General features: G+C 55.4%; 21 protein-coding genes, 2 pseudogenes and 1 other annotated feature. Of the genes and pseudogenes, 18 read left to right on the plus strand and 5 right to left on the minus strand.

Annotated features, from left to right (window positions below; genetic code table 11):
* Positions 1-221: 221 nt before the first annotated feature.
* Positions 222-1,556 (minus strand): ATP-binding protein, encoded by a 1,335-nt coding sequence (locus tag C1949_RS18335; RefSeq protein ID WP_096006455.1) that lies wholly within the window; start codon positions 1,554-1,556, stop codon positions 222-224.
* Positions 1,543-2,208: a response regulator transcription factor gene (locus C1949_RS18340; RefSeq protein WP_096006454.1), complete on the minus strand. Its 666-nt coding sequence runs from the start codon at positions 2,206-2,208 to the stop codon at positions 1,543-1,545. The genes C1949_RS18335 and C1949_RS18340 overlap by 14 nt, the downstream gene beginning before the upstream one ends.
* Positions 2,209-2,407: 199 nt before the next feature.
* Here C1949_RS18340 and C1949_RS18345 point away from each other — a divergent pair, with 199 nt between their 5' ends.
* The 9 genes from C1949_RS18345 (at position 2,408) to C1949_RS18385 (ending at position 11,058) form a co-directional block, all read left to right on the plus strand.
* Complete coding sequence (locus C1949_RS18345) at positions 2,408-2,941, plus strand: cupredoxin domain-containing protein (protein ID WP_096006453.1); 534 nt, start codon at positions 2,408-2,410, stop codon at positions 2,939-2,941.
* Between the two features lie 84 nt (positions 2,942-3,025).
* Complete coding sequence (locus C1949_RS18350) at positions 3,026-4,783, plus strand: copper resistance system multicopper oxidase (RefSeq protein ID WP_096006452.1); 1,758 nt, start codon at positions 3,026-3,028, stop codon at positions 4,781-4,783.
* Positions 4,780-5,529 (plus strand): copper resistance protein B, encoded by a 750-nt coding sequence (locus C1949_RS18355; protein ID WP_096006451.1) that lies wholly within the window; start codon positions 4,780-4,782, stop codon positions 5,527-5,529. Before C1949_RS18350 ends, C1949_RS18355 begins: the two co-directional genes overlap by 4 nt.
* Before the next feature lie 158 nt (positions 5,530-5,687).
* A complete protein-coding gene (locus C1949_RS18360) occupies positions 5,688-6,041 on the plus strand; it encodes a hypothetical protein (RefSeq protein ID WP_058092398.1) in 354 nt (117 codons plus the stop codon).
* Positions 6,042-6,052: 11 nt separating this feature from the next.
* The gene (locus C1949_RS18365) at positions 6,053-7,396 is read left to right on the plus strand and encodes an APC family permease (protein WP_096006449.1); all 1,344 of its coding nucleotides are present in this window, start codon (positions 6,053-6,055) and stop codon (positions 7,394-7,396) included.
* Between the two features lie 27 nt (positions 7,397-7,423).
* Complete coding sequence (locus C1949_RS18370; RefSeq protein ID WP_096006448.1) at positions 7,424-7,651, plus strand: DUF805 domain-containing protein; 228 nt, start codon at positions 7,424-7,426, stop codon at positions 7,649-7,651.
* Positions 7,644-10,004, plus strand: a complete 2,361-nt coding sequence (locus C1949_RS18375) for a heavy metal translocating P-type ATPase (protein ID WP_104739844.1) — start codon at positions 7,644-7,646, stop codon at positions 10,002-10,004. Before C1949_RS18370 ends, C1949_RS18375 begins: the two co-directional genes overlap by 8 nt.
* 24 nt (positions 10,005-10,028) lie before the next feature.
* The gene (locus C1949_RS18380; RefSeq protein ID WP_104739845.1) at positions 10,029-10,415 is read left to right on the plus strand and encodes a DUF302 domain-containing protein; all 387 of its coding nucleotides are present in this window, start codon (positions 10,029-10,031) and stop codon (positions 10,413-10,415) included.
* A gap of 184 nt (positions 10,416-10,599) precedes the next feature.
* Positions 10,600-11,058 (plus strand): ATPase, encoded by a 459-nt coding sequence (locus C1949_RS18385; RefSeq protein ID WP_104739846.1) that lies wholly within the window; start codon positions 10,600-10,602, stop codon positions 11,056-11,058.
* Between the two features lie 41 nt (positions 11,059-11,099).
* Here C1949_RS18385 and C1949_RS18390 read toward each other — a convergent pair whose 3' ends face one another.
* On the minus strand, positions 11,100-12,392 hold the full coding sequence (locus tag C1949_RS18390; protein WP_104739847.1) for an ATP-grasp domain-containing protein: 1,293 nt from the start codon (positions 12,390-12,392) through the stop codon (positions 11,100-11,102).
* A 188-nt stretch (positions 12,393-12,580) separates the two neighbouring features.
* On the opposite strand from C1949_RS18390, the gene C1949_RS18395 reads away from it, so the two are divergent.
* The 6 genes from C1949_RS18395 (at position 12,581) to C1949_RS18420 (ending at position 16,451) form a co-directional block, all read left to right on the plus strand.
* On the plus strand, positions 12,581-13,651 hold the full coding sequence (locus tag C1949_RS18395) for a YncE family protein (protein WP_096006445.1): 1,071 nt from the start codon (positions 12,581-12,583) through the stop codon (positions 13,649-13,651).
* Between the two features lie 41 nt (positions 13,652-13,692).
* A complete protein-coding gene (locus tag C1949_RS18400) occupies positions 13,693-13,914 on the plus strand; it encodes a DUF2933 domain-containing protein (protein ID WP_096006444.1) in 222 nt (73 codons plus the stop codon).
* On the plus strand, positions 13,907-14,572 hold the full coding sequence (locus C1949_RS18405; RefSeq protein ID WP_096006443.1) for an isoprenylcysteine carboxylmethyltransferase family protein: 666 nt from the start codon (positions 13,907-13,909) through the stop codon (positions 14,570-14,572). Before C1949_RS18400 ends, C1949_RS18405 begins: the two co-directional genes overlap by 8 nt.
* A complete protein-coding gene (locus tag C1949_RS18410) occupies positions 14,569-14,991 on the plus strand; it encodes a c-type cytochrome (protein WP_022990666.1) in 423 nt (140 codons plus the stop codon). The genes C1949_RS18405 and C1949_RS18410 overlap by 4 nt, the downstream gene beginning before the upstream one ends.
* A gap of 41 nt (positions 14,992-15,032) precedes the next feature.
* A complete protein-coding gene (locus C1949_RS18415; RefSeq protein ID WP_022990665.1) occupies positions 15,033-15,236 on the plus strand; it encodes a hypothetical protein in 204 nt (67 codons plus the stop codon).
* A 37-nt stretch (positions 15,237-15,273) separates the two neighbouring features.
* Positions 15,274-16,451, plus strand: a protein-coding gene (locus C1949_RS18420; protein WP_211287215.1) for an IS3 family transposase whose coding sequence is annotated in 2 segments (ribosomal slippage) — positions 15,274-15,493 and positions 15,493-16,451 — 1,179 coding nt in all. Because the reading frame shifts where the segments join, the coding sequence is not laid out codon by codon here.
* Positions 15,492-15,623, plus strand: a sequence feature (AL1L pseudoknot). (Overlaps the previous gene by 132 nt.)
* 261 nt (positions 16,452-16,712) lie before the next feature.
* Here C1949_RS18420 and C1949_RS18430 read toward each other — a convergent pair.
* A complete protein-coding gene (locus tag C1949_RS18430) occupies positions 16,713-18,089 on the minus strand; it encodes a heavy metal sensor histidine kinase (RefSeq protein ID WP_174704274.1) in 1,377 nt (458 codons plus the stop codon).
* A gap of 2 nt (positions 18,090-18,091) precedes the next feature.
* Positions 18,092-18,769, minus strand: coding sequence for a heavy metal response regulator transcription factor (locus tag C1949_RS18435; protein ID WP_096006441.1), 678 nt, complete (start codon positions 18,767-18,769; stop codon positions 18,092-18,094).
* Between the two features lie 206 nt (positions 18,770-18,975).
* Between C1949_RS18435 and C1949_RS18440 the strand changes: the two are divergent.
* The 3 genes and pseudogenes from C1949_RS18440 to C1949_RS18450 form a co-directional block, all read left to right on the plus strand.
* Positions 18,976-19,335, plus strand: a pseudogene (locus tag C1949_RS18440) (co-regulatory protein PtrA N-terminal domain-containing protein).
* Between the two features lie 167 nt (positions 19,336-19,502).
* Entirely contained in the window at positions 19,503-20,009 is a 507-nt protein-coding gene (locus C1949_RS18445; RefSeq protein ID WP_104739849.1) for a cupredoxin domain-containing protein, read from the plus strand.
* Between the two features lie 170 nt (positions 20,010-20,179).
* A pseudogene (locus tag C1949_RS18450) lies at positions 20,180-20,486 on the plus strand (transposase); the annotation flags it as partial.

Raw genomic sequence — 20,486 nt, forward strand, 5'->3', positions numbered from 1 at the left:
GCATAACATGACTAAAATGTAATGCTTGCGGGAGCAGCCTGGTCATCTTTAACTAATAAGCGGCATAACCCATCTTAATTTCACAAATTGCAGCAACCGGACAGAGAGAAATCTATTTCTCTCTGTCTCTCTTAGGCTCGCCAGTCCCTGACCTTGCTGGCCTAGGGCCTCCACCGGACGCCTCGATCGGTCCGCTGCTAAACAAAAGCGAACATTCGATTTTATCTTAATAATTCGATAGAAACGCGTAAACCGCTACAGGACTTAGTCGAAAAGCTGATTTTACCTTCATAGCGAGTCACTATATCTCGAACGATAGCAAGGCCGAGACCGTGCCCAGGTGTTTGCTCATCTAGCCGCAGACCCCTTTGGCCCAAACTGGCTAAATCCTTGTGATTAACCCCTGGGCCATCATCAGCAACAACTATTCGCTTGAAGCCGCTGCCTTGTTCCACAGAGAGCTCTACGCATCTCGAAGACCATTTGCCAGCATTGTCGAGTAAGTTGCCCAATACTTCATTTAGATCATGTTCTTCTATCGGCCATCGGCTGTCTTCAGGCAGAGAACTCGATAGTTCAAACGACTTTTCCGGATATAAACGACCGAGCATCCACAAAAGATCCCGTGCCTGTTTTATGGGGTAGGCGCTTTTTCCAATCTGGGGCCCTGCAAAACGGCTTCGACGCATTTCAGCTTCTAATTGCCTGTCGATATCGCTTAGTCGCTCCACCATCTGGCGCCTTAGATTGGTGTCGAGAGGACGTGTGTCGTCTTCCAGTATCTGCCGGACGGCTGCGATGGGGGTTTTGACGCTATGAGACAGGTTTGCGAGAGCGTCCCTGGAGCGCTCCAGTCGCTGATCTAAGGAGTCCAGCAACTGATTTAGTTGAAGAACCAGCGGGTGGAACTCCTCTGGCGACTGAACGTTGATTCGGGAGATCTCTCCGTCCTGGAGTCTTTTTAATGCGGCTTTGAGTGTGACAACCGGTCGCATGGACATCGTGATTCCGAACCAGAGCACGGCGACCAAGAGCATAATCAACAGAACTGATACTACGGCGGTCCAGGCATGAAGTGCAGCTTGGCTGCGTTTCAGCGCACCCAGATCTTCAGAAACGATTACGACGATGGGTGTTTCACCGACCTGAAAAGACTTTCGGTAGGCGAGGATGTCTAAGGGAGTATCAGTGGTTTCGGCATCTTCTACGCGAACGGTTCCGTCTTCTTCGTTTTCAATCAGAGGCGTTAACAAGGGCTCCCAAGTATCGGGTGAAATGATGGTCTGTTCGGGTGTATGTATGGCAAAGGCATGATGAAAAACATCCTGGAAATAATCGCCCGTCTGGAGAGTGTCAACTTCACCATTCGCGTCGCGAATCTGGTGCTCAAGGAAATCGACCTCATCTTTCAGTCGGCTTTCAACGAATTCCCGAGACATTCGGTCGAGCAGCAAGCCATGGACCAACCACGCCACCCCCATTAGACCAATTCCGGCGGGCAGTAACAGCGCAAGCAAGGTTCCTTTTACGGACGCAGGCTTTTTAAGGAATCGCATTAAAAATGTACCCCTGGCCGCGTCGTGTTGAGATGGTTTCGCTGCCCACTAGCTTCCTTAACCTCCGAATATACGCCTCAATGACGTTTTCGCTCGGGCTATCATTCAAGTTGTAAAGCTGTTCCATTAGTTGTTCTTTGGAAAAGACGTGGCCAGGGCGGCTCATCAAACAACGTAGCAGCCGGAATTCGGTGCCGGTAAGTGTATGTTCCACGCCGTCGTCCATCTTGAGACTCTGGCGGTTTTCGTCCAGTTCAAAGCGGCCGGCTTTAACCTGAGCATGGACCCTTCCTTCACTTCGACGCACGAGTGCGTTGAGGCGTGCGATTAGCTCTTCTGTCTGAAAAGGTTTTGCCAGGTAATCGTCTGCCCCGGCTTTTAAGCCGTTAACCTTATCCTGCCAATCGCCTCTCGCGGTCAGAATCAAGACCGGACAGCTGACGTGATTCGTTCGCCACTTTCTCAATACGTCCAGCCCGTTGCCATCAGGTAGACCCAGGTCCAGAACAACAGCACGGTAATCCTCTTGCTCACCCAGAACGACGGCTTCTCGGGCACTGGGACTTGTATCAACGCTGAAACCTGCTTTTCCCAACTGCCTGACCAAACCCTCAGCAAGCAAGCGGTCATCTTCGACGAGCAGTAAACGCATGAGTTTTTCCTTCTATGTATGGTCCGCGGTCGAAAGTGTGACTGATTAACCTGAATTCAGCCTGAACGGAAAATAGTTCGAGTTTTTCAGAAAGAATTCAGGTTAGTGAGAGAAGATAACAACCGATTCTGGACATTGCTCAAGATTGGGGCTCAATCCTGCAGTGTTTTTCGAGCAATATTTTACAGAGGATAAAAAGATGAATGCATCAAAACTATTCGTAGCGGGTATGGCGCTTTCAATGTCGGCAACAGCGTTTGCGGCTGGCGCCCATGATGGTGGCCACGGGCACGGCGCTACAAGCGGTGAACCTGGCAAAGCGTCGGAGGCCAGCCGAACCGTAACTGTCGAGATGTACGACAACTACTACGAACCCGAAGAAATCAGTGTAAAGCCGGGTGAAACCGTTCGCTTCGTGGTGGAGAACAAGGGAAACCTCGTCCATGAGTTCAGTGTTGGCACTCCTGACATGCACGAAGCTCATCAAGAGAAAATGATGATGATGGTTGAGCATGGCGTCATCCAGGGCGGCAAGCTGAACCACGACATGATGAATATGGATATGGGGAATGGCCATTCCATGAAGCATGACGACCCGAACAGCGTGTTGCTGGAACCGGGCCAAAGTAAAGAAGTGGTATGGAAGTTCTCTGATAAAGGCAATATCGAATTTGCCTGCAACGTGCCGGGCCACTATCAGGCCGGGATGTACGGTGAGGTCAATTTCGAGTAACTCGCTTAACTGAGGTCCGCGAGCGCGGGGCTGAGACACGTTTCTCGGCCCGGCTTCAATGACGTGTAGTTCGGAGCAACACAGATGAAACCACGCTTTTTGACAGGGCTTTTGAGCCTGCTGATGCCAGCCATGGTTCTGGCCGGCGAATACGACCTTACGGTCGACCGGGTAAAAATTGATACCGGCGATTTTGTGAAGGAAGGCATTGGATACAACGGCGCATCTCCGGGACCGGTAATGCGTTTCAAGGAAGGCGAGAACGTCCGGATCAACGTGACCAACAACCTGGATGAGATTACGTCCATTCACTGGCACGGCCTGATCCTTCCTTTTAACCAGGACGGTGTGCCTGGTATCAGTTTCCCGGGCATCAAGCCGGGTGAAACCTTTACCTATGAGTTTCCTATCCAGCAGGCAGGCACCTACTGGTTCCACAGCCACTCTGGTTTTCAGGAGCCGGACGGCGCCTATGGTGCCATTGTGATCGAACCGGAAAAACGTGAGCCGTTTCGTTATGACCGCGAGTACGTGGTGCAGTTGACTGACAAGCACCCCCATTCCGGTGACCGCATCATGCGCAACCTGAAAATGATGCCGGACTATTACAACCGCGAGCAGCAAACCGTGGGCGAGTTTTTCTCGGACGCGTCCGAAAACGGCCTGATGAATACGGTCCGAGACCGGATGGCCTGGGGCGACATGCGCATGATGAAAGCGGACGTTGAGGACCTGCAAGGCTTTACGGGTCTGATCAACGGTAAGGGACCGGACCAGAACTGGACAGGGCTTTTTGAGCCGGGCGAACGCATCCGGCTGCGATTCATCAACTCTTCGGCCATGACCTACTTTGATATCCGGATTCCTGGTCTGGATATGACCGTCGTTCAGGCCGATGGCAACAACGTTCAGCCCGTTAGTGTCGATGAATTCCGGATTGGTGTAGCGGAAACCTACGACGTGATCGTACGTCCGAAGGATGAGCAGGCGTACACCATCTTCGCCGAATCCATGGGACGTTCCGGATACGCCAGGGCAACACTGGCCCCCGAAGAGGGCATGGAAGCGGCAGTGCCGCAACTGCGTGAAGCTGCCCGACTGACCATGGCTGATATGGGCGGTATGCCTGGTATGGACCATGGCAGCATGGCGGGCATGGATCATGGGAACATGGATATGGACAGCTCAGAAGATATGTCCGGGATGGATCACTCCTCAATGGAGGGAATGGACCACTCCAACATGGACAGCATGGATCATTCCAACATGGAAGGCATGGATCATGGTTCCATGGCGATGGGAAAAGGCGGCCAAAGCGACCCCTTTTACGCCAAGGGAAGTGGCCTTGTACCCACGGCAGCCAATGGCGGCAAGTTCCTGTCCTATGCTGACCTGAAGGCCCAAGATCCACTGTATGAAGACCGCGAACCGACCCGGGAAATTGAGCTTCGTTTGACCGGCAATATGGAGCGTTACACCTGGAGCATTAATGGCGTCAAGTATGAAGACGCCGATCCGATTCGTCTGAAATACGGTGAGCGGGTCCGCTTCAAGTTTGTGAATGAAACCATGATGACGCATCCAATGCACCTGCACGGCATGTGGTCGATTTTGGACGTCGGCGCCGGCCAGTGGAACCCGATCAAACATACAATCAACGTGAACCCGGGTACCACGGTTTACATGGAAACCGAGGTCGACGCGCCCGGCCAGTGGGCGTTCCACTGTCACCTGTCCTATCACGCGGCCGCTGGTATGTTCCGTAAGGTAATTATTGAAGGTGGGCCAGATTCAACGCAGGCCAAAACAGACGTGATTGCTGAAGATGGAGGTGAGGCATGAGTTGTATTCGATCACTTGTCGCCGCCAGTTTTCTTGCCTCAGTTGGTTTCTCAACGGCGGTGACAGCTCAGGAAATGATTTCCGACACCACGGCTCGTAAACAGCCGCTCACAACCTGGGGCGTTCAATTCGAGGAATTTGAGTACCGCTACAGCGACGATGGCGAGGAGCTGGGCGTCTGGAATGCGGATGCCTTCTATGGCACTGACGATTTTAAAGTCCGGTTGCTCACAACCGGCGAATACGAAGTAGAGGAGCAGGCCTACGAAACGCTGGAAAACCAGTTGGTCGGCCAGATCCCCATTTCCAAGTTCTTCGATGCCAAAGCGGGTGTGCGTTTCGACACCCCCGAGGGACCGGATCGCACTTATGCCGTGTTGGGTGTCGCTGGGCTTGCACCGCAATGGTTTGAGGTTGACGCCAACCTGTATGTGAGCGATGAAGGTGAGACGTCCGCTGAGCTGGACGCAGAGTATGAATTATTGCTCACCAATTATTGGATCCTCGCGGCGACACTGGACGCAACGGTGGCCTTCAGTGAGGATCGTGAAATTGGTGTTGGCAAAGGTCTGGTGTCCACCGAAGTAGGGCTGCGTCTGCGTTATGACTTGGTTGATCGCGCCTTTTCACCCTATGTCGGTGTGGTGCATGAACGAAAATACGGCGATACCGCAGATCTAGCTGAAACCGGCGGCGGAAGCACAGAAGACTGGTTTGCTGTGATCGGCGCTCGAATCGCCTTCTGACGTTGATGCTAACGGGCCATGGGGAAACCCATGGCCTTTTTTCGTCTATGATTTGATGTAACTCAAATTCACCGAAAGCATGTGTCCATTTTCAGTCGCAGTTCAGGTTGAAGTGTTTTGATACAGGGAGAAGTCATCAGGAAGAGAGGTGTCACCCCATGACCAAAGCACACAAAGCAACCAACCAGGAACAGTTTTTGTTGCGCCGGAAATTGGCCATCGAGGGGATGGGAGAAGGTCAGTGGGAGGATCTCATCCACGATCTTAACCACCACCCCTGCGTTGATTTCGCCGAGCGTAAACCGAATGGCACATTGCGGGTGACATATGACGGAACCCACTGGTCTGTCGATGAATTACTGGAACTGGTCAAGGCCTGCGGTGGCCGATTGAAAACCGGATGGTGGACCCGGCGCAAATTGGCTTGGTACCGGGTTACCGACGACAACGTCCGGGCAAATGCCAAGCATGAGCCGTTCTGCTGTTCCAAGATTCCACCCATGAAAAAATAACAGGAGGTTGAATGAACAGGGAGGAAGATCGAACTACCCGCTACCAGGAGGGCAGTCTCACTTTACCAGGGACAGTCATGCTGGGTACCGGCGTCATGATTGGCGCCGGTATTTTTGCGTTGACCGGGCAGATGGCCCAGATGACCGGCGTACTTTTCCCGCTGGCCTTTCTCGCGGCGGCGGTGATTGTGAGCTTCAGCGCCTATTCCTACATCAAGATCTCCAACGCCTACCCGTCGGCCGGGGGCATTGGTATGTACTTGCATAAAGCTTACGGAAACCGACTGCCAACGGCTTTCAACGCCTTGCTGATGTACTTCTCCATGGTCATTGCTCAGAGTTTTCTGGCCCGTACATTCGGTGCCTACACCATGCAGCTTTTCGGCGGTGACGACACCGGTCGCATGGTACCCATTCTCGGTGTATCACTTATTCTCGCGGCGTTTTTGATCAACCTGCTTAGCAACCGTCTCATTCAGGGCGTGGCCTCCTTCATCGGTATCCTGAAAATCGGAGGCATACTGATTTTCGGTCTCGTCGGGATCTGGATTGCTGACTCAATCTCGGTTGATTTTTCAGAGCCTGGCGAAGCCGGAACGCTGGGCAACTTCCTGGGCGCGAGTGCGTTGGGTATCCTGGCATTCAAAGGCTTTACTACCATTACCAACAGTGGCTCCGAAGTAATAGACCCAAAGCGGAATGTTGGCCGTGCCATCATTATTTCCATTGCCGCCTGTGTGGTGATCTACACGCTGGTGGGGTTTGCCGTCGCCAGCAATCTGTCGCTGGCTGAAATCATCGAAACACAGAATTACTCCCTGGCTGCCGCTGCGCGTCCCGCGCTTGGCGAGTACGGCGTCTGGTTTACCGTCGCCATTGCTATGATGGCCACGGCAGGCGGGATTCTGGCCAGTGTCTTTGCTGTGTCCCGCATGTTGGCGATGCTGACAGAGATGAAACTGGTTCCCCACAGTCACTTTGGCATGCCCGGCAGCATCCAGAAGCACACTCTGGTTTATACCGTGGTCCTGGGGCTGATTCTGACCGCCTTCTTCGACCTGTCCCGAATTGCCGCATTGGGTATCGTCTTTTACCTGATTATGGACATTGCCATTCACTGGGGTGTACTGCGTTATCTACGCAAAGACATCAAGGCCAACATCTGGGTGCCAGCTACAGCCATCCTGTTGGATCTTTTGGCGCTGGGAGGCTTTGTATGGGTCAAGCTTAATACCGATCCCTTTGTAATCGGCGTGGCTGTTGTCACTATGGTTGTGATTGCGGTAGCCGAACAAATTTTCCTGAAGCGAATGCCAGAATCCGCGCAAGCGGAGCAGAGCCATGCGCATCATTGACCACAATTGGGGTGAGAGGTAACTACCATGATGGGAGATAACATGTTCGGGAACACCATGTGGGCAGGCCACTGGCTGTGGATGCTGGTGATTGCCATTGTGGTCGTCATTCCGGCCTGGCGTATTTGCCAGCGCACGGGGTATCCGGGGTGGATGGGTGTACTGATACTGATCCCTATCGTCAATCTGGTTCTGCTGTATTTCATTGCATTTGCAGACTGGCCCGCCGATAAAACAGGAGAACAGAATGGCTGAGCACCATCACGCCCATGACCACGATCACCACGCCGATAAAGAACCTGGCGGGCACACCGCCAAGGATCCGGTTTGCGGCATGGCAGTGGATCCGCATACCGCGGAACACCGCAGCCAGCATGGCGGTAAAACCTGGTACTTCTGCTCGTCGCGTTGCCAGTCCAAATTCGACGAGGACCCTGAGCAGTACCTCGATTGGGAAAAGAAACAGCAAGAGCCGGTAGCGCCGGGCACTATGTATACCTGTCCCATGCACCCCGAGATTCGGCAGCAAGGGCCAGGGGACTGCCCAATCTGCGGCATGGCCCTGGAGCCCGAGCAGGTAAGCCTGGACGACGGGCCTTCGGAAGAACTCAAAGACATGACCCGCCGATTCTGGATCGGCCTGGTGCTGGCCCTGCCTGTACTGGTGCTGGAGATGGGTGGGCACCTCACCGGACTCGATCACATTATAGCCCCGCAGATGTCCAACTGGATTCAACTGGCGCTGGCAACGCCTGTGGTGCTCTGGTGCGGTTGGCCCTTCTTCGTCCGGGGTTGGAAATCCGTGGTTAGCCGTAACTTGAACATGTTTACGCTCATTGCCATTGGTACCGGCGTCGCGCTGATCTACAGCCTGGTGGCGACCCTGGCGCCGCAGATCTTCCCAGGCGCCTTCCGGCAGGAAGACGGGTCGGTCGCCGTCTACTTCGAGGCGGCTGCTGTCATCGTGGTGCTGGTGCTGCTGGGGCAGGTGCTGGAATTGCGCGCCAGAGAGAAAACCTCTGGTGCCATCAAGGCCCTGCTGGATCTGGCACCGGCGACGGCCAGAAAACTGGACGACGATGGCAGCGAATCCGATGTGTCGCTTGATCAGGTCAAGGTCGGTGACCGCTTGCGGGTGCGTCCGGGAGACAAGGTGCCGTTGGACGGCGAGGTGCTTGAAGGCAGCTCCAACGTGGATGAATCCATGGTGACCGGTGAGCCTTTGGCAGTCAGCAAAAAATCCGGCGACCAGGTGATCGGCGGCAGTATCAACCAGCAGGGCAGCTTTATCATGCGGGCCGACAAGGTTGGCCGTGACACCATGCTGTCCCAGATTGTGCAGATGGTGGCGAGCGCCCAGCGCAGCCGCGCGCCCATTCAGGGCCTGGCCGACAAGGTGGCGGGTTATTTTGTGCCTGCGGTGATCGTGATCGCCATTATCGCCTTTATAGCCTGGTCATTCTTCGGGCCCACGCCGCCTATGGCGTTCGGGCTGATTGCAGCGGTCAGTGTTCTGATCATTGCCTGCCCTTGCGCACTTGGCTTGGCGACGCCCATGTCCATCATGGTGGGTGTCGGACGCGGTGCTCAAAGTGGCGTTCTGATTCGCGATGCGGAAGCCTTGGAGCGTATGGAGAAGGTGGACACCGTGGTGGTGGATAAAACCGGCACGCTGACAGAGGGCAAGCCGCAAGTCACCCGGCTTGTCGCGGCCAACGGGTTCGATGACAGTAGTCTCATGCGTTATGCAGGCGGCCTGGAGAAAGGCGGTGAGCACCCACTGGCTCACGCCATACTCGATAAAGCCAAGGGCATGGACCTGAAGCTTCCGGATGCGGAAGACTTTGACTCTCCGAATGGTAAAGGGGTTACCGGTCGAATAGACGGCAAGCGGGTGCTACTTGGTAACCGCCTTCTCATGGAGTCGGAAAATGTCGACACCACGCGATTTGACGGCGACGCCGACCAGCTCCGAAAAGATGGTGCTACCGTGATTTTTGCTGCTGTCGACGGAAACGTCGCAGGGTTGCTGGCGATTGCCGATCCGGTCAAGGAAACCACCGAAGCCGCTATTTCCGCGCTGCAAAAAGACGGCATCCGGGTGGTCATGCTGACCGGCGATAACCGCACTTCAGCTGAAGCAGTTGCCCGAAAACTGCATATCGACGAAGTGGAAGCGGAAGTCCTGCCGGAAGATAAGGGCAAGATCGTCCAGCGCCTGAAAGACGAAGGCCGTGTTGTCGTGATGGCGGGTGACGGCGTAAACGATGCGCCTGCACTGGCAACGGCGGATGTCGGTGTGGCCATGGGCACCGGGACCGATGTCGCCATCGAAAGCGCCGGCATTACGTTGCTACGCGGCGACCTGATGGGCATTGTCGAGGCGCGCCGTTTGTCTCTGGCGACCATGCGCAATATCCGTCAGAACCTGTTTTTCGCCTTCGTTTACAACTCCGCCGGTGTTCCGATAGCGGCAGGGGTTTTGTACCCGTTTTTCGGGATACTGCTGTCGCCCATTTTTGCAGCGGCCGCCATGTCGCTGTCCTCGGTCAGCGTGATCGTGAATGCGCTGCGTTTGAGGGTGGTGAAACTCGGGTCAAAGCAATGAACTTCTGAATCATTGGAGGTAGCTATGTCATACACGATCGATCAAGTTATCAAAGATGTCGATTTCGAGGACGTGGACAGAAGAGCGCGTCAGGCCCTCACTGATCACGGGTTCGGTGTGCTGACAGAAATTGATGTCAAAGCCACCATGAAGAAAAAGCTGGACAAGGATATGCAGGCCTATCGGATTCTCGGGGCCTGCAATCCTGGCATGGCCTGGGAAGCCATCGGTGTGGAGCCTCGCGTGGGTGCCATGCTGCCTTGCAACGTTATTCTTCGTGAGGTTTCGGAGGGCATTGAGGTAAGTGCAGTGGATCCATTGGCTTCCATGAGCGCCATCGATAATGACGAGCTCAAGCAGGTTGCCGGGAAGGTCAGGGATATGCTCTCTGAGGTTGTGGAATCGATCTGAAGCCGGTAGAGGCGTCGATTTGCTGCAGTGCCTGCGGTTTGCAATGGATTAGCGAATTAGCCAGGCGAGCACATAGCCCAACTGAACACTGGAAATGCAAATAGGACTCCTCATTTGACGACGGGATACCTATTTGATGTCAGTCATATTATGGAGAAGAAAAAAGGAAAAAAGGAAAAAAGATATGGATATAAAGACTATTGGACAACTGATCGACTGGACGCGCGATCTGCACTCACATCTGGCGAGCTGTCTGTCCCATTGCGCAACAACGCACGAGGAAGAACGGGCCCGTGCGCTTTTGGATTATCTGGCAGCTCATGAATCGGAAATAGAGCGGATCGTAAACGAGTTTGAGCGCCAGGGAGATGCGAAGGCTCTGGAGACCCGAGTTATCGACTACCTCTCTCATAACCCGATCAAAACTCACCGAACCTGCGACGAGCCCTACGCAAAGCTGGATTTTGCTGGCATCTCCCGCGAGGTCTTTGACTTCCACGATCAGATTATTGATCTCTACAAGACACTGGTTGGAAAGGCCGAGATTCCAGAAGCAAAGGAACTGCTGGAATCACTGTTGACCATGGAGCAGAACGAATCCATGCGTCTCGCTCGCCAGGTAGGGCGCATGGACGACCTTTAAAGCAACCAAATAGATCGAGAGGCCAGGGTAAGCGGTAGTGATCACACCTGAAAGACGGGTGCGAACCCACCGCCTGGGGTACGAAAGTTAGTGGCCTGGCCTTGGTAAACCCGTGCGGCGGAAAGCAGAAGTTGCCCAGCATAGGTGTACAAACGGATATCGACCTTTCTGGTGGTGACCGTGCCATCCACTCTCAGCGTGCGTTCTCCGGCGGGAACGAAGTTCTGCGCGATGTAATCACCCTTCAGGATCTCTTCGAAAACGCGGCGGGTTAGTTTTTCGCCCCGATAGACGCCCTTGCTGCCATGGCCCGCTACCGGTTTGAAAAACAGTTTACGCCGGTTGCTCCACAACTCCGCCTCATCACTTGCTGAAACCAGCCGGGTCTTCGGTACAGCTCTATCCAGAAATCCTGCCTCGGTTTCACTCAGGCCCCAGTCGCGCAGGGTTTGGGCATCAGATAGCAGGATCAGGTTCCGTTTGTCGGCCATAAGCGCATGGGCGCGTGGATTGGGCGTGACGACCGCCGCGCCGTCGAGGTAGGCGCACCTCAGCGCCCCAAGAGCCGGGGCCTCCAAGGCAAAATCCACCAGGCGGTTGTACACCATGTCGATAGGCTTGCCGTGGGCGCTCAGGGCACCATCAACATACTCAAGCTCCGATGGGTCGAGGATCAAGGTCTCTATGCCTCTGGCCTGGAATAACTGCTGGGCCAGTTGGAATTCCGGGAACATAAACTGGGATTCTGGGGTATCGTCCACAATGGCCAGGCAACCGGGCGTCGAGTCGCCACCTTGCCGTTGCCATTCCTGCTGGAACATGGCAAACACTGCGTCCTCGAACCCATCCAGTGCCCGGTTGGTGCCAGCGGTCTGCTGGGACGGGTCACAGCATCGGTGTTGTGCCCGGGCCAATACCGTGTTCAGAAATGCGCCGCCGGCGTTGGTGTTGATTTCGATCAGCTGAGGCCCGTTCTCGCCCAGGTGAAAGTCGTAGCCCATGAAGGCCCCGATGGGGCCTGGATCAAAACCGGCGATGTCCGGCGCCCAGGACAGAGCTCTTTCCCGGTAGGACGGAAGCTCGGCAGCCGATTCGATCGCCTGAACGATCCGCTCCATCGTCGCGATGTCCGCCTGGGGTACAAAAACCGGTGTGTTTGAAAAGAAATGATGGATCTCGGGAGTGGCCGGCGCCTCGTTCCCAGTGTCTGAAAACTGCTTCTGGAGGCTGTCAGTGAGCGCTTTTCGGTCAAGGGTGATGCAGTAACACTGCCGGTTGAGCTGGTCGGCGTGGGTTTTGGTTGTTCGCTGGTTTTCCTGGGGCACGTCTTGCATTGGTCGTCCTTGGTCATTGTGAATCGTTCCACCTTGATTCTGGTCAAACGAATGCATGTTTCGCAACTGTTTTCAGGCCTGTTTCAGCTTGGTGTGATGGACTGCCAAGTAATGACCATGCCTGTTCGGGATCTTGCTTACCGGGCGAGGAGATCTTACTGAAACCCTCTGACCAAAAAGGGCACGCTATGAAACATTCGTTTCGCAAGCAGTGTATTGCTGGTATTACGGCCAGTGTCGCTATGAGTTTTTCGCTGATGGTGGCCGCAGACACGAACCGGGCATTTGTTCCCATGGGCACAGCGGATGCCGTCGGCGTTATTGATCTGGAAAACCGCAAGGTGACGTCGTCCATTGGCGGCACCCTGAATACCCACGGTTCGGCACTGACCCCGGATGGCCGGCATCTGGTGGTGGGTAGTTTGTCGGCGCATGATCGTCAGGAGCCGGTTAGTCGCCCCGAAGGCGTATCAGAAGATGAACACGCCGCTCATCATGGGGGCGGGCAGTCTACTGAATTGGAAGCAGGGAGTACCGGGCTGCTCTATTTGGTGAACACGGCCACAAAGACGATTGACCGCAAACTGGAAGTGCCGGGGCCGGTGCACCATGTGCTGGTGACTTCCGACAGTCGCTATGCCGTTTCCACGCATCCTGCCAGTGGCAGCATCAGCGTTGTGGATCTGGATTCCGGTCAGTTGGTCAAAACTGTGGCGACGGGGCCGGCCCCCAACTATCTGGTGCAAACCGACGACGGCCAATCCCTTCTGGTCAGCAATACCGGTAATGGCACGGTCAGCGAAGTGGATACCGAGCACTGGTTCGTCGAGCGCAACCTGCGGGTTGGCGGCAACCCAGAGCATCTGGTGCTTGCCCCCGGCAACCAGCGGCTCTACGTGAATGATGCTGCATCCGGCCAGGTTCTTGTCATTGAGCTTGCCAAAGGCGCGGTGGCGGACCGGTACGAGGTTGGGGAGGCGCCCCATGGCGTTGGCTTGAGCGCAGATGGCCAGACCCTCTATGCCACCAGCCAGGGCGGCAACCAGGTGGTCCGGATTGAGCTAGCCAGCGGCGCCCGCCACAGCAGGCCGCTGGCTCCTGCGCCCTATCATCTTGCGGTCTCTCCCTACGATGGCCAGCTACTGGTGACCAGTCGGGCAGAGAACAAGCTTTGGGTGCTCGACCCGGAATCCCTCGATGTGGTTGATGAGATCGCGCTGAGCGGCATAGGCCATCAGATATCCCTTGAAGCCCATTAGTACTCTGTTCTGACACTGTTTTTTTCGCAAAGGAACCGCTCATGGATCGACGCTTTAAAATTACCTTGGCAATATTTGCCGTTATCGCACTGGTTTTACTCTGGGGAGAACACAAGGTTCATCTGCTTGGCGCCTTGCCCTGGCTGATACTGCTTGCTTGTCCGCTGATCCATATTTTTATGCACGGAGGGCATGGAGGACATGGAGGACATAACCACCAGGCAGAGCAACCGGGAAAGAGTGGAGAGCAGCGTGATGACTGATGGTGCATCGGATTATGGCCTTTGGAGCCTAGTGGTGCTGAATTCGGCGATTTTCATATTCTTCGCCTTCAGTTTTTTCAAACCGCAGACCCGCCGGGACTGGCGTTCGTTTGGTGCCTTCAGCGCATTTCTGGTGGCACTGTTCACCGAGATGTACGGGTTCCCGCTGACGCTCTACTTCCTCTCCGGCTGGCTGCAGAGCCAGTATCCCGACGTGAACTGGTTGGCTCACGACAGTGGCCACTTGCTGGAAATGCTGTTTGGTTGGAGGGGTTCCCCACACTTTGGGCCGTTTCATCTCTTGAGCACAGTGTTTATTGGCCTCGGGTTTTATCTGATTGCGGCTGGCTGGCGTACCCTGTATGCCGCGCAAAAGGCAGGGCAGTTGGCCACAACCGGCCTTTATGCCCACGTTCGCCACCCTCAGTATTCCGGCTTCGTGCTCATCATGTTCGGTTTTCTGCTGCAGTGGCCAACGCTGCTGACGCTGGCCATGTTCCCGGTGCTGGTGTGGATGTACTCGCGCCTGTCTATTCACGAGGAGCGTGAAACAGAAAAAGCGTTCGGCTCCGATTGGCGGGCCTATGCAGCCAGAACTCCCCGTTTTATTCCGCGATTGAGGAATTTGAGGCGCAAGGAAATCGAGGAACAAGAATGATGCATGGGGCAACTATCTCAGTAGGCGTTCTTGCAGTCGCACTAATCAGCGGCTGCGGTAAACAGACGGTGGATGACCGCTGGTACACACAGGCTGAGGTCGAGCGCGGCGCAGTGGTGTTCGACGACAACTGCGCAAGCTGCCATGGCGGCAATGCCCAAGGCGCTTTCAATTGGAAAAAGACTCTGAAGGATGGCTCTTACCCGCCGCCACCGCTCAACGGAACAGGTCATGCCTGGCACCATTCCTTCGACACGCTGATGGGTACAATTAGTCAAGGTGGCGCCCCCATGGGTGGGAAAATGCCGGCCTTCGCAGACGAGCTCTCCAGGGACGATCAAAAAGCCGCTATCGCCTATTTCCAGAGCAAATGGGACAAGCGGATCTATGAGGCATGGTCTGAAAGGAGTGGGCTCTGATTTCTCTGGGTAATCAGACGATTAACTCAAGGAGGCAGCGTATGAAATGCTTATGGGTGGTGGCTTTTCTAAGTGTTTTTCCGGGCAGTGCGCTGGGTGGTGCGCCCTCGGCGGAATCATTGATTGAGGGGATGGAGGCCACCCTGTGGTCGGACAGCAACCACGGCCGTTTCACCATGCGTATCGAAACCGAATACTGGACCTGGGAACCGGACCTGGAGGCCTGGATGGTTCGGCAGGTTTAAGATGGAATTATAGCGAGGGCGGGACCGGGCCATCCGTATGGTTTATGAGGTCCGGGAGTCCCACACATCGCAGTGGGCCGCCATTGAGGCCGTGGCCAGCAAGATCGGCTGCACCGCTCAGACGTTGAGCAGTTGGATTCGGAAGGCGGCTGCGCCTGCGGCCCCCTCCGCCTCGGGCACTGATGCCCGCGTCAAGGAACTGGAGCGCGAGGTTCGTGAGCTCAAGCGAGCCAACGAAATCCTCAAGGTCGCCAGCGCTTTTTTCGCCCAGGCGGAGCCCGACGGGCAGGCCATCCTGCGCCGTTTGAAGTGATCTGGCAGCTGATCGACAAGCACCGGCAAAGCTTTGGAGTCGAGCCACTGTGCCGCGTGTTGCAAGTGTCTCCATCGGCTTACCGGCGCCATGCTGCACGGCTACGTGACCGCTCACGACGCTCCGCCCGAGCGATCCGTAACGAGGAACTTGCTGTACAAATTCACCGTGTCTGGCAGGAAAACTACGAGGTCTACGGGGCTAGGAAAGTCTGGCGGCAGATGCATCGCGAACACCAGGTGGTTGCGCGCTGCACAGTGGAACGGTTGATGCGTGAAATGGGGCTCTGCGGCGTAATGCGGGGCAAAACGGTGAAAACCACACAACCCGATCCTGACAATGCCAATCCCAGGGATCTGGTAAAGCGCCAGTTCACGGCCGAACGTCCCAATCAGCTCTGGGTCGCCGATTTCACATTCGTTTCAACCTGGCAGGGATTTGCTTATGTGGCGTTCATCGTCGATGTCTACTCACGGTTTATCGTAGGCTGGCGTGTCAGCCGACACATGCGCACAGAGTTTGTTCTGGATGCTCTGGAACAGGCGCTTCACACTCGTCGGCCTGAGCCCCACCGGCTGGTTCATCACAGCGATAGGGGCTCGCAATATCTGTCGATTCGCTACAGCGAGCGGCTGGGCGAAGCTGGCATCGAACCCTCGGTTGGCAATACCGGTGACAGCTACGACAACGCACTGGCAGAGACCATCAACGGCCTCTACAAGACCGAACTGATCCATAAGCGAGGGCCGTGGAAAAGCGTAGACAGTCTGGAGTGGGAAACGCTGAAGTGGGTGACCTGGTTCAACCATCAGCGCCTGCTGGAGCCAATTGGAAATAGGCCACCGGCCGAGTTTGAGGCACTATATGAACAGAGTCAGGCAACCATATCGGTTGCTGCCTGACTCAAACAAAACAGCCTCCGCGAAACCCGGGGCGGTTCAAGACGCCATTCGAGCATTGGATTGGGTTGGCGAAGCAAGCGTGGGGGATGCCGTTTCCAAACTTCATAAACTACTACCCGAGAGCGAATGGGGTGCTCTGGTGTCATCTCACCGCTCGTTGCCTATCTGGATGGCGAGTGCAATCTGCGCTCAGTCGAGTTGCCCCCACCCTTTTAAGTTGGGCTAGCGGTTAGCTGTAGCCTACTTACCGCCAGACCGGCATCATCTGGAATGGGGCAATTCGATGTGAAAGCCCGTGAGGCCAGCGGCTGAGGTGCACCAGATGCGGCCTTTGTGAGCCTCAATGATGGACCGGGTGATGGCAAGTCCGAGCCCGGCGTTGCTCGGGCTTCCCTCCCGCCGAGCGGGGTCGACCCGGTAAAATCGGTCGAAGAGCTTCTCTAAATGCTCTGAGCTGATTGTGTCCCCTGGGTTCTCGATGCTGAATGTGGTTGAGTCCGCTGCCTGGCGGATCAGAACCGAAATTGTCTTTCCCGCCGGCGTGTAGCGCAGCGCATTAGATAGCAAATTGGATAGCGCGCGATCAAGCATCAGCCGATCCCCCTGCGCTTGGCCTGTGCCTGTGAGCGATAGCTCAATGCCACGCTCTTCGGCTAGGAGGTGGTAGTAGTCAAACAGCTTGTAGACTACGTCAGCCAGTTCGATCCTGGCCTGCTCTGGGATGATTAAGCCATTATCAGCCTTGGCCAAGAACAGCATGTCATCAATCATTCGAGACATGCGCTTCAATTCTTCCAAGTTGGAGTAGAGGTTCTCCTCGTATGCGGTGATGTCGCGCTTATGGCTCAAGACTACCTCAGTATGGGTCATGAGGTTGCTGACGGGCGTTCGTAGTTCGTGTGCGATGTCCGCCGAGAAGTTGGAGAGTCTAATGAAGGCCTCTTCAAGTCGAGCCAGCATCGCGTTGAAGGACAGAACTAACTGCTGAAGTTCTTGCGGTACTGGTTCGAGAGGAATTCGCTCCTGCAATGATCGGGCGGACATCCCGGAGGCCACGCGAGTGACTTGCCGCAGAGGCTTGAGGCCACTGCGAGCTACCACCCAGCCGAGCGCGGCACTGACCAAGGCACTGATGATCAGTCCAATCCAGAACCATCGCTGCAGCGTGTCGAAGAAGTGTGTGTGATTGGTTACGTCGAGAATCAGCAGGGCTGTGAGAGGCTCAGGTTGATCGGCTACCGAGATTTGGGCCGTCATACCGCGGTACATGTGCTGGCCGTTCTGCCACTCCCACATGTTCTGCTCATTTGCGCGCCTGAAGCGCTCAGGCACCTCGACTGCTCTGGGGTCGGAAAATAACACTGTGTCGTCGCTAGCCAGGATGGTGGCCGCCAGGTCCTGATGGGCTCCCAGCAAGGCCCGCAACTGCGGTAATTCTTCCGAAAGGCTCGCTTCACCGCGGGCATTGTTGAGGAGATGTTTGGTAGATTCGAGTTTCTCCACCAGGGCCTGCCGATCCTGCATCTTGAAATGGTGCTGACTGAGCATATTGAAACTCAGCCCTGCTACCGTCAGGACTGCAATTACCGCGGACATGAACATCAAGCTCATGCGCGCGGTCAGCGAAAGGTGCTTCATATTCACTCCGGAGCATCCATCATGTACCCCATGCCGCGGGCGGTATGAATCAGCTTGAGATCGAAATCGTCATCGATTTTTGCGCGTAGCCGGCGTACCGCGACCTCAATGACATTGGTGTCGCTGTCGAAGTTCATGTCCCAAACCTGAGAGGCAATCAGCGACTTCGGGAGCACTTCACCGCGTCGGCGCAGCAGTAACTCCAGTAGTGAAAATTCCTTCGCCGTCAGGTCAATTCTTTTCCCGCCCCGGACAGCACGTCGCTTCATCAGATCGACTTCCAGATCGGCAATTTTCATGGTGGTCTGCGTCGGCGAACCATTACCTCTGCGCAACAGCGTTCTGACCCTGGCCAGAAGCTCTGAGAAAGCAAATGGCTTGATCAGGTAGTCGTCCGCACCCAGCTCCAACCCTTTAACGCGGTCTTCCACACCATCGCGTGCCGTCAAGAACATTACGGGGACGTCTTTTCCTGCTGCGCGCAACATGCGCAGCACTTCCCAACCGTCCAGCCCAGGCATCATTACATCCAGAATTAGCAGGTCATAGGCTTCGCTAAGTGCATGCTGAAGGGCATCTGTACCGGTCATAACCCGGTCGACATTGAACCCAGCCTCGGTGAGACCTTGCTGGAGGTACGTACCGGTTTTGGGTTCGTCTTCAGCTACCAGTAGTTTCATGTGTGCATACTCCAAAAGTCGGGTGGCCTGAGTTTGCAGGCAAACCGCGGCCCCAACCAGAAGCTTACGAAAATGTAATTCTGACTTCAGCTCACTGACAGGGTGGCTTGTCTAGGGTGCAAGCATGAGTACTAGGTTGTGCTATCGGCCCTCGACAGACCAAAAGCAGAGGTGCCGGCCATAGTTTGCACTGATGGAGACTGCCCATGAAATCGCTGAAACCTTTGCTTCTGGTTGGTTCGCTACTGCTGTCTTCCATGGCTTGGGCCGAAGGGGGCAGCGACCGTGTATTCTAGCGCATCCAGCAGATGCGCGACAAAGCAGAAGCCGTGCTGATCCAGGCGGAGAAGGCCCCGGTCGGCGAGCGGCATGTGCACATGAAGGAGCATATGAACATGCTCGAAGACATCATGAGCCAGCTGCAAAACGAACATCCCGCGCCAAACATGTCTGCCGAAGAGCATCTGGCCTGGATGGAAAAGCATGACAAGCTGGTAGACGACGTGCTGGGTCAAATGATTCGAGAGCACAAGCTGATGATGGCCGACAAGGAATGCCATCAGTAAAGATTTCCCCCATCTTCCAGGCCTTCCGTGATTGCTCCTTTGGCCTAGCGGCGCCTTTATGGCGCCGTGCTTTTTCCCAGCTGACGCAATTGTAGTTTTGGGGTCAGCGGCCTGGCAGCAAGCGGGGAATAGCATGAGATTTCCAGCACCCATCTCGAGGTCTCACCATGAAACACTTACCCCTTAAACTGCTGATCAGCACTCTGTTCATCAGCACCACCTTTCCGGCATTTGCCGAGGTCGGCGGCAGTAGCAATGGCATTGGGCAGCAGGCCCAGGCGACGCCAGCGACTCGTACCATCTTGGTAAAGATGGACGACATCAACTACAGCCAGAAAACGATCGATGTGAAGCCAGGTGAAACCGTGCGCTTCGTTCTGAAGAACGAGGGCGCGTTGATGCACGAGTTCAACATCGGGCAGGCAGCGTCCCAGCTGGAGCACCAGCGCAAGATGGCGTCCTTGTTCAAGGACGGCACACTGACCCCGACCGGCATGGCCGAGCGCATTGTCTGGCATGAGCGTTATGGCACGGGAGACTCCAACCCTCCAGGCTATCCGGAAGTCATCAAAGCCAAGCATGACGACCCGAACGCGGTTCTCGTCGAGCCCGGCACAACCAAAGAGTTCGTGTGGACCTTCCCTAAGGCGGGCAGTTTGATTTATTCGACATAGTGACAATCTCTCTTAATTGTTGGTGGTCTTATCCGCGGGTGCGAATGACCCTGAGTAGCTTATGCATCGCTGCCGTGCATGCCCTCCCAAGAAATTCGCAAGGCTTTATGAATCGCCCCTAGTTTCGTAGACACCTCCTGGCCTCATAATACGGCCCACTAGGAGGTGCCATGAGCAATCCGCGTTATCCCGAAGAATTCAAAATCGAAGCAGTCAGGCAGGTGACCGAACGAGGTCTGCCGGTGGCTGAGGTAGCGTCTCGTTTGGGCATGTCGACCCACAGCCTGTATGCCTGGGTTAAGCGCTACAGCAAACCCGAAAAGCAACGCGTGCAAGAAGACGACCAGCAAGCTGAGCTGCGTCGTCTGCGTGCCGAACTCAAGCGCGTGACTGAAGAGCGAGACATCCTAAAAAAGGCCGCCGCGTACTTTGCCAAGGAGTGCGGCTGAAGTACGCCCTCATCAGTCAGCTATCCGC

This window comes from Halopseudomonas oceani (assembly GCF_002903165.1).
Lineage (GTDB): Bacteria > Pseudomonadota > Gammaproteobacteria > Pseudomonadales > Pseudomonadaceae > Halopseudomonas > Halopseudomonas oceani.